Annotated in this window: 5 protein-coding genes, 2 pseudogenes, 1 riboswitch and 1 other annotated feature; of the genes and pseudogenes, 4 read left to right on the top strand and 3 right to left on the bottom strand. The window is 57.9% G+C overall.

What is annotated here, in order from left to right:
* Both ACESMT_RS14010 and metH read left to right on the top strand, forming a co-directional pair.
* Nucleotides 1–140, top strand: a pseudogene (locus tag ACESMT_RS14010) (phosphoribosylaminoimidazolesuccinocarboxamide synthase); the annotation flags it as partial.
* Between the two features lie 25 nt (nt 141–165).
* A riboswitch (S-adenosyl-L-homocysteine riboswitch) is annotated at nt 166–258 on the top strand.
* 40 nt (nt 259–298) lie between these two features.
* Complete coding sequence (gene metH / locus ACESMT_RS14005) at nt 299–3,082, top strand: methionine synthase (RefSeq protein WP_372827207.1); 2,784 nt, start codon at nt 299–301, stop codon at nt 3,080–3,082.
* Nucleotides 3,083–3,376: 294 nt separating this feature from the next.
* On the opposite strand, the pseudogene ACESMT_RS14000 reads toward metH, so the two are convergent.
* Nucleotides 3,377–4,021, bottom strand: a pseudogene (locus ACESMT_RS14000) (ATP-binding protein); the annotation flags it as partial.
* Between the two features lie 764 nt (nt 4,022–4,785).
* Between ACESMT_RS14000 and ACESMT_RS13995 the strand changes: the two are divergent.
* Together ACESMT_RS13995 and ACESMT_RS13990 are read left to right on the top strand one after the other, a co-directional pair.
* Nucleotides 4,786–5,733 (top strand): DNA cytosine methyltransferase, encoded by a 948-nt coding sequence (locus ACESMT_RS13995; protein WP_372827206.1) that lies wholly within the window; start codon nt 4,786–4,788, stop codon nt 5,731–5,733.
* Nucleotides 5,733–6,884 carry an HNH endonuclease gene (locus tag ACESMT_RS13990; protein WP_372827205.1) on the top strand — a complete coding sequence of 384 codons (1,152 nt, stop codon included), beginning with the start codon at nt 5,733–5,735 and terminating at the stop codon, nt 6,882–6,884. The genes ACESMT_RS13995 and ACESMT_RS13990 overlap by 1 nt, the downstream gene beginning before the upstream one ends.
* 57 nt (nt 6,885–6,941) lie before the next feature.
* On the opposite strand, the gene ACESMT_RS13985 is transcribed toward ACESMT_RS13990, so the two are convergent.
* Both ACESMT_RS13985 and ACESMT_RS13980 read right to left on the bottom strand, forming a co-directional pair.
* A protein-coding gene (locus ACESMT_RS13985) for an IS3 family transposase (protein WP_372827204.1) occupies nt 6,942–8,170 on the bottom strand; the annotation gives its coding sequence in 2 pieces (ribosomal slippage) (nt 6,942–7,882 and nt 7,882–8,170; 1,230 coding nt in all).
* Nucleotides 7,776–7,892: a sequence feature (AL1L pseudoknot), on the bottom strand. It overlaps the preceding gene by 117 nt.
* Before the next feature lie 47 nt (nt 8,171–8,217).
* Nucleotides 8,218–8,437: DDE-type integrase/transposase/recombinase (locus ACESMT_RS13980; protein WP_372827203.1), on the bottom strand; the 220-nt coding region annotated here is incomplete at its 5' end.

Here is an 8,437-nt window from a genome sequence, read left to right as displayed (position 1 = left end):
TTGTGCGCGACTGGCTGGAGCAGACCTTGGTCAACGGCAAGCCCTGGGACAAAACACCCCCGGCGCCACGCGTGCCGCAGGAAGTTGTCGACAAAACCGCCGCCAAGTACCAGGAAGCGCTGACGCGGCTGACTGCCTGAGCCACTGCTTGGTCTAAAATACGCCCAACCCAAGGAGCGTTGCAGCGAAACCCCGTTTCGTCAGGCTTGGGTGACAGCAGACCCACACGGCCTGCCTTTGCAACGGCGCTCACCTTTGATTCTCAAGGTGAGTGATGTCTGAAATTCAAGTACCCCCCATGAAACTGTCCGGCCTGGAGCCGGTGGGCATCGACGCGGGCAGTCTGTTCGTCAACATCGGCGAGCGTACCAACGTCACCGGCTCCAAGGCCTTTGCGCGCATGATCCTTAACGGCGATTTCGAAGCCGCTCTCGTTGTCGCCCGCCAGCAGGTTGAAAACGGCGCGCAGATCATCGACATCAACATGGACGAGGCCATGCTGGACAGCCAGGCCGCCATGGTGCGCTTTTTAAACCTGATCGCTAGCGAACCCGACATCGCGCGTGTGCCCATCATGATCGACAGCTCCAAGTGGAGCGTGATTGAGGCCGGGCTGCGTTGCATCCAGGGCAAGGGCATCGTCAACTCAATTTCGATGAAGGAGGGGCTGGAGCCCTTCAAGCAGCAGGCCAAACTGCTCAAGCGTTACGGCGCGGCCGCTGTCGTCATGGCCTTTGACGAAAAAGGCCAAGCCGACACCTACGAACGCAAGACCGAAATCTGCGAGCGCGCCTACCGCGTGCTGGTCGATGAGCTGGACTTCCCGCCCGAAGACATCATCTTCGATCCGAATATTTTTGCGATCGCCACCGGCATCGAGGAGCACAACAATTACGCGGTGGACTTCATCAACGCCACGCGCTGGATCAAGCAGAACCTTCCCGGCGCCAAGGTCTCGGGCGGCGTGTCCAACGTGAGTTTTTCCTTCCGTGGCAATGACCCCGTGCGCGAGGCGATTCACACCGTGTTTCTGTACCACGCGATCCAGGCTGGCATGGACATGGGTATCGTCAACGCCGGCATGGTCGGCGTGTACGACGACCTGGAGCCGACGTTGCGTGAACGCGTGGAGGACGTGGTGCTCAATCGCACGCCGGTCTATAAGGACGGCGAACAGCAGCTGAGCCCGAGCGAACGATTGATCGAAGTGGCCGAGACCGCAAAAAGCGGTGCCAAGGACGAGAGCAAGAAAAACGAGTGGCGCGCCCTGCCGGTGCGCCAGCGTCTGTCGCACGCGCTGGTGCACGGCATGAATGAACACATCGTGACCGACACCGAAGAAGTCTGGCAGGCGATCCAGGCAGACGGCGGCCGCCCGTTGCATGTGATCGAAGGCCCGTTGATGGACGGCATGAACGTGGTCGGCGACCTATTCGGCCAGGGCAAGATGTTCCTGCCGCAGGTGGTTAAAAGCGCACGCGTGATGAAGCAGGCCGTGGCGCATTTGCTGCCTTATATCGAGGCTGAAAAACTGCTGCTTGAAGCCGCCGGCGGCGACGTCAAGACCAAAGGCAAGATCATCATTGCCACCGTCAAGGGTGACGTGCACGACATCGGCAAAAACATCGTGACTGTGGTTTTGCAGTGCAACAACTTCGACGTGGTCAACATGGGCGTGATGGTGCCCTGCCACGAGATCCTCGCGCGCGCCAAGGTCGAGGGCGCCGACATCGTCGGCCTGTCGGGCCTGATCACGCCCAGCCTCGAAGAAATGCAGTATGTCGCGGCCGAGATGCAGAAGGACGACCACTTCCGCATCAAGAAGATCCCGCTGATGATTGGCGGCGCCACCACCAGCCGGGTCCACACTGCCGTCAAGATTTCGCCGCACTATGAAGGCCCGGTGGTCTACGTGCCCGACGCCTCGCGCAGCGTCAGTGTGGCGCAAAGCCTGCTCTCCGACCAGGCGGCCAAATACATAGCCGAGCTCCATGCCGACTATGACAAGGTGCGCACCCAGCACGCCAACAAAAAACAGACGCCGATGTGGCCGCTGGCCAAAGCCCGCGCGAATGCAACGCCGATTGACTGGGCGCATTACACGCCGCCGCAGCCGAAATTTATTGGCCGCCGGGTGTTCAAGAATTTTGATCTGGCCGAACTTGCCAACTACATTGACTGGGGACCGTTTTTCCAGACCTGGGACCTGGCCGGTCCTTTCCCGGCCATCCTGAAAGACGAGGTGGTGGGCACCGAGGCCGTTCGGGTCTATGCCGACGCGCAGCGCATGCTCAAGCGTCTGATCGAGGGCCGCTGGCTCACCGCCAGCGGCGTCATGGGCTTGTACCCGGCGAACAGCGTCGGTGACGACATCGAGATCTACACGGATGAATCGCGCAGGCAGGTGGCCATGACCTGGTACGGTCTGCGCCAGCAGGCCGAAAAAACCGCGCTCGACGGCGTGATGCGGCCCAGCCGTTGCCTGGCTGATTTTGTGGCGCCGAAAGTGCTGTCAGCTGAAACCAAAGCCGTGCGTGCCGGACATGCCGGCGCCGAGGGCCACAACACCTTCATGCTGCCTGACTACATCGGCCTGTTCGCCGTCACGACCGGCCTGGGTGCCGAGAAAAAGGAAAAATACTTCAACGACGACAACGACGACTACTCGTCGATCATGCTCAAGGCGCTGGCCGACCGTCTGGCCGAGGCTTTTGCGGAAAGCCTGCACAAGCGCGTGCGCCAGGATTTGTGGGGTTATGCCGCCGGCGAAACGCTGAGCCCGGAGGACATGATTGCCGAGAAGTACCAGGGTATACGCCCGGCGCCCGGTTACCCCGCCTGCCCGGACCACAGCGTGAAAAAAGACATGTTCGAGCTGCTGCAGGCTGGCGACATCGGCATGGCCCTGACCAGCAGCCTGGCAATGACACCGGCGGCCAGCGTCAGCGGTTTTTACCTGAGCCACCCGCAAAGCACGTATTTCAACGTCGGCAAGATCAGCGACGACCAGTTGCACGATCTGGCCAAACGCCGCGGTGAGAAGGCTGAAGACTTGCAGCGGCTGCTGGCGCCGAACTTGTAATACGGTTTTGCTGGATAAGCGGCACTTTGTGGGCGGGAGCTGGCCGACGGGGCACTTGGCTACGCGAATGTCCCCCGGCCTGCGGCCTCCTCCTTGATTTCGCTACGCCAAGCGCCCCGCCTGCCCGATCTTGGCGGGTAGGCGCTTCCATGATGATGAAGACGACGACGCCCGCCGCAAAGCGCTTGGGTGAGCGGCGCAGCGCAGGCGCTCACCCAAGCGCTTTGGCTTACCCGTGCCGCAACCTGATTTCTTGTCTTACGATGGCAAGCTGGCCTGACGTTGGGCGGCGGCTCAGCCCGCCGCCTTCAACGCACGCCGGTACTGCACGGCTTCAGCCACATGGGTGACCTGCACCGTGGATGCACCAGCCAGATCGGCAATCGTGCGCGCCACCTTGAGGCAACGGTGGATGCTGCGGCCCGACCAGCCCAGGCGGGCCGCCGCTGTGTTTAAAAACTTGGCTGCGGCCGCATCCAGCTGGCACTGGCTGTCGATGGCCTTGCCCTGCAGCGCCTGGTTGCTGCTGCCCTGGCGCGTCATCGCGCGCTCGCGCGCAACGGCCACGCGTTGCCGGATGCTGGTGGTGCTTTCACCCGGCGGCGTGTTGATGAGTTCGTCGGCGGCCAGCGCGCCGACTTCGACATGCAGGTCAATCCGGTCAAGTAATGGGCCGCTGAGCTTGCCCTGGTAACGCGACACCTGGTCTGGCGAGCAGCGGCAGGCGCGCAGCGAAGAGCCCAGGTAGCCGCAAGGGCAGGGGTTCATGGCGGCAATCAACTGAAAGCGCGCCGGAAACTCCGCGCGCTGCGCTGCGCGCGAGATCGTGATGCAGCCAGACTCCAGCGGCTCGCGCAGCGCCTCCAGCGCGGCGCGCGGAAATTCCGGCAGCTCGTCAAGAAACAGCACCCCGTGGTGCGCCAGAGAAATTTCACCGGGTGGGCATCTCCACAATTAAGCGCAAAGTTAAACGCAATTACGCGCAACTTAGAAAAACTGGCATTCACAGTGTCGAAGGTCGCTGAACCATTGGGATCGACCCTATTTGCGGGATTCAAAGTGGCAATTCTGAAAATCAGCCGTTACCAGATTTACCTCAATGTGCTGGTTTGCTAGTCAGCTGCTTAGCGCGTCACTTGGCGGCTGCGGCGCCTTCATCGTCCACAGCCTTTTGCACTGAGCGGTAGAATGCATCACGGGCAGCGGTTGCCTCTGGGTCTCATAATCCTCTACTCTTTTTGCGCGTTTACGTCGGTTGTCGGCCTATAGACCCCGTATTATATGGCACCGTTGCTATGAATTTAGGACCGAGTTGTCTTAATCCGTGGGCTTATGAGACGGGATATGAGACAGCCGTGCATATCCAGTAGTTTTCGTTGCTGCGTGCCACTGCTTTTGTGCACTTCCTCCGTGCCCTCAACCGTCCGGGCGATTGGGGCCGGAGGATTGAAAATCCTTGTGTCGGTGGTTCGATTCCGCCCCAGGCCACCAGTATCCATGCGCCCCAGCGCCCTTTTCGGGTTCTGGGGCGTTTCTACATTTAAAGCGGAATTTCTACAATTCCAGCAAGAGAGACGGGGATGAGATAGTTGCGCCCCATTTTCTTAAGACGTAGCTCGACAAATCTTCCACCACAGGCAAAAATCGGCTTGGGTCAATTCGAGTAGCTGACACTGTTAATTTATACATATATACTTGCAATCGTGGAATTTAAGCACGCTTCATTTTTCAGTGGCATCGGTGGCTTTGATATTGGATTTGAGGCTGCGGGCATTCAATCTGTCAGTCAGTGCGAAGTTGATCCCTTCTGTCTTAAGGTACTGAGAAAGCATTTTCCTAATGTCCCTAAGTTTCAAGACATCCGAACCCTCGACGCAACAGCAATCCCTCGTGCAGACGTCTGGAGTGGAGGATTCCCTTGCCAAGACGTCTCCCTCGCCAGAATGGGACCCAGACCAGGGCTTGCTGGAAGAAGAACTGGTCTCTTTCATGACTTTGCTCGATTGCTTGAGCAGCACCGCCCCCGAGTTGTACTGCTCGAAAACGTTGCAGGGCTTCTCAGCTCACATGAAGGAAGAGACTTTGCCGTCGTCACCCGCGCGCTGGCCCAGCTCGGGTATTCTGTCGGATGGCGTGTACTTAACAGCCAACACTTCGGAGTTCCTCAGTCCCGTCAGCGAGTCTTCATTGTTGGGTGTCATCGAGACCGGACCGGTCCACTCCAAATACTTTTTAAACCCGACGGCGGCACAGGGCATTATTCGGAGAACGGACAGAATGGGGCGAAACCTCTTTCCCCCTTTAAGGAAGTCATTAGAGGGGCTGGTGAAGAAAACCCAGTCTTCCAAAAAATAGCTTATTGCCTTTACGCGACTTCTGCTAGGCACACCGGTACTGACTGGAGTCGGACTTATGTAAGCTACCCCGAACAGGGCGAGGTTAGACGGCTGATGCCTGTTGAGTGTGAAGGTGTCATGGGGTTCCCGACGGGCTGGACTCAATTGGAAGTGGTCAATCACGACGAGGACATCGATTCTCCTCGTTACCATGCATTGGGTAATGCGGTCACACCTCCGGTGGTTGCTAGTTTGGCATTAAGAATTCGAGATTACTTGACCACCTCGCCTGAGCGCGCTGAGGGATATCAGTAATGCAAATTCGCTTGCGTCCAAGTGGGGGGCGGGGCGAATATGAGCTTGCTGGTTCGCATGGACCCATCAAGGGTTCCGATCTATATGGCTTGGAGTTGGAATTCGACTTCGGACTCGACTTGCGTATTCCGCTTTATGCTGTCGCTGATGTGCACGATGGCAAGGCGCGAATTCGATTGGATGACCCCCGTACGAACTCTCATGCTGCCAAGGTGATTGCCGCATTGCTTCTCATGCCTCAACCGATAAGGGAGATCAGAGAGACCGGCGGAACGGCGAGGGCTATTGATTTCAAGCGATGTGCGTTTTCATCAATAGTCGTTGACGTGGTTACCAAGAACGCATCGAATGCAGTCTTGCGTCCCCGGACAATTGTTGCAATTAACGGCCAAGCCGCAAGCGCGACTATCGACGTGTTAAATCGGTTTGAATTCATTAAGGGAGTTTGGAGCGGCTTACTAGGTGCATCCGCTCAACTAAACAATGCCCTTGCAATGCACCAGGGCGCGGCCGATGCGAACCCTCTGAATCACAAGATGCTAATAGCGGCGGCTGAGCATGTCTTGAGCATTCCAGGCGCCTCTGTTTTGCTCACTCAAAATTTAGCTCTTCCGGTTGATGGCGTTGGCGCGCTAATGCCACCACCGATTGCTGAAGACGATCCTTCAAGTCCGATCGACGTAAACCGCGAACTTCGAAAGCGGCTAGCTTGGCGGGCGGAACGCGGGGTGGACGGGCGTCGATTCAGGCAGGCTGTGAGTGATGCGTACAGATACAAATGTGTTTTTACTGGCGAGAGCCTTCCTTCCCTAGGTAAAGGATATTTACCAGGAATAGATGCAGCTCATATTTATCCGTGGTCGCGTCAAGGAAGTAACCAAGTCACCAATGGGATCAGTCTCAGCAAACAAATGCATTGGGCATTCGACGAAGGAATACTACGGCTGAAATATGCGGCCGCATCGTCTGTGCTGGTGATTGACATGCCGGCTGACATCGCCGGGCTTGCGCGCGTCGCAGGTTTTGATTTAGATGCGTACGTTGCTGTTTGCGGTCCTATACCGGTATCACACCTGCCGAACGATGCAAGCTTGTGGCCCAGCCGAAAATCATTAGCCTTATATAACGAACTAATGTTCCCGACTCTTTGACGAGGCAGGGCACTGTCTTGAATCGCCCCGGGTTCCGTGGAGGCTATTTGGTTTAAGTCAGGCCTCCACCATGGAGACTTGACTGGCGAGTTGCCGATAGTAGTGTGCCTCAGCTTCTGCCGGAGGGATATATCCGATAGGGCCGAGCAAACGGTGATGGTTGAACCAAGACACCCATTCCAAGGTTGCCAGCTCTACTGACTCCCGGGTTGGCCAGGAGCGGCGATGAATCACCTCGGCCTTGTACAGCCCGTTGATCGTCTCGGCCAAGGCGTTGTCATAGCTGTCGCCCGTGCTACCCACCGAGGGTTCTATGCCAGCCTCAGCCAAGCGCTCGGAGTAGCGAATGGAGACGTACTGGCTACCCCGGTCGGAATAGTGAATCAAGGCATCCTCGCTGCCCGGCTGGCGGTCGTACAGGGCCTGCTCCAGTGCATCGAGCACGAAGTCCGTGCGCATGGAACTACTGACCCGCCAGCCCACGATGCGCCGGGCAAACACGTCAATGACGAAGGCCACGTAAAGCCAGCCCTGCCAAGTCGAGACATAGGTGAAGTCCGATACCCAGAGCTGATTGGGTCGATCAGCCTTGAACTGCCGGTTGACCCGATCCAGCGGACATGGTGCCTTCATGTCGCTGATCGTGGTGCGCACCACCTTGCCACGGCGCACGCCTTCTATTCCCAGGTGCTTCATCAACCGCTCCACTGTGCAGCGAGCGACGGTGATACGTTCCCGATTGAGTTGCTTCCAGACCTTATCGGCGCCGTAGACGCATTTGTTGGCCTGCCAAACGCGCTCGATCTGAGGACTCAAGGTCTCGTCACGTTTGGCACGAGAACCGCGCAGCTGGGGGTTGCGATGATGGGCGGCGTGGCGCCAATAGCCTGACGGGGCGATCTGCAACACTTTGCAGATCGACTCGACCCCGTAGGTCTGTCGATGCTGGTCGACGAAGCCCTTCAGGACTTGAGTCGGCGGTCGAGCTCCGCCTGGGCAAAAAAAGCACTCGCCAGCTTCAAAATTTCATTGGCCCGGCGCAGTTCCTTGACCTCGCGCTCAAGGGCTTTGACGCGTTCATGCTCAGAACTGGTAACCCCTTCGCGCGCTCCGCTGTCAATTTCCTTGCGTTTGACCCATTCGAGCAGGGTTTGCGGCACGCAGCCAATCTTGGGGGCAATCGACTCAACTGCTGCCCACAGTGACGGGTACTCGCCTCGGTGCTCCTGCACCATACGGACCGCGCGTTCGCGTACTTCGGGGGAAAACTTGTTTGATTTCTTCATGGCTCCATCTTCTCAAAGGTTGGAGCCTCCTCAATTCCCGGGGCGATTCAGTAGAACTGCTCAGCTGCAGATATGGCTTGAACCTTGGGGCAGTGCAACTGCCCCTTCTTGATCATGTGCATGGTTTCGATTCCGGCGAGCAGTTTCCTCGCACTCCAGAAAGACTTGAATCCAAGCATCGGATCTGTGACTCGTTTCACAGCCCGGTGGTCCTGCTCAACGATGTTGTTCAGGTACTTGCATTGGCGTAGTTCGATCTCAAGACAG

Origin of the sequence: Polaromonas sp. (assembly GCF_041689105.1) — a bacterium.
GTDB lineage: Bacteria > Pseudomonadota > Gammaproteobacteria > Burkholderiales > Burkholderiaceae_C > Polaromonas.
This window is presented reverse-complemented; position numbering and strand designations above follow the sequence as displayed.

Coding starts and splice junctions, on each gene's coding strand:
- metH (WP_372827207.1), top strand. CDS start 299: ATGAAACTGTCCGGCCTGGAGCCGGTGGGCATCGACGCGGGCAGTCTG.
- ACESMT_RS13990 (WP_372827205.1), top strand. CDS start 5,733: ATGCAAATTCGCTTGCGTCCAAGTGGGGGGCGGGGCGAATATGAGCTT.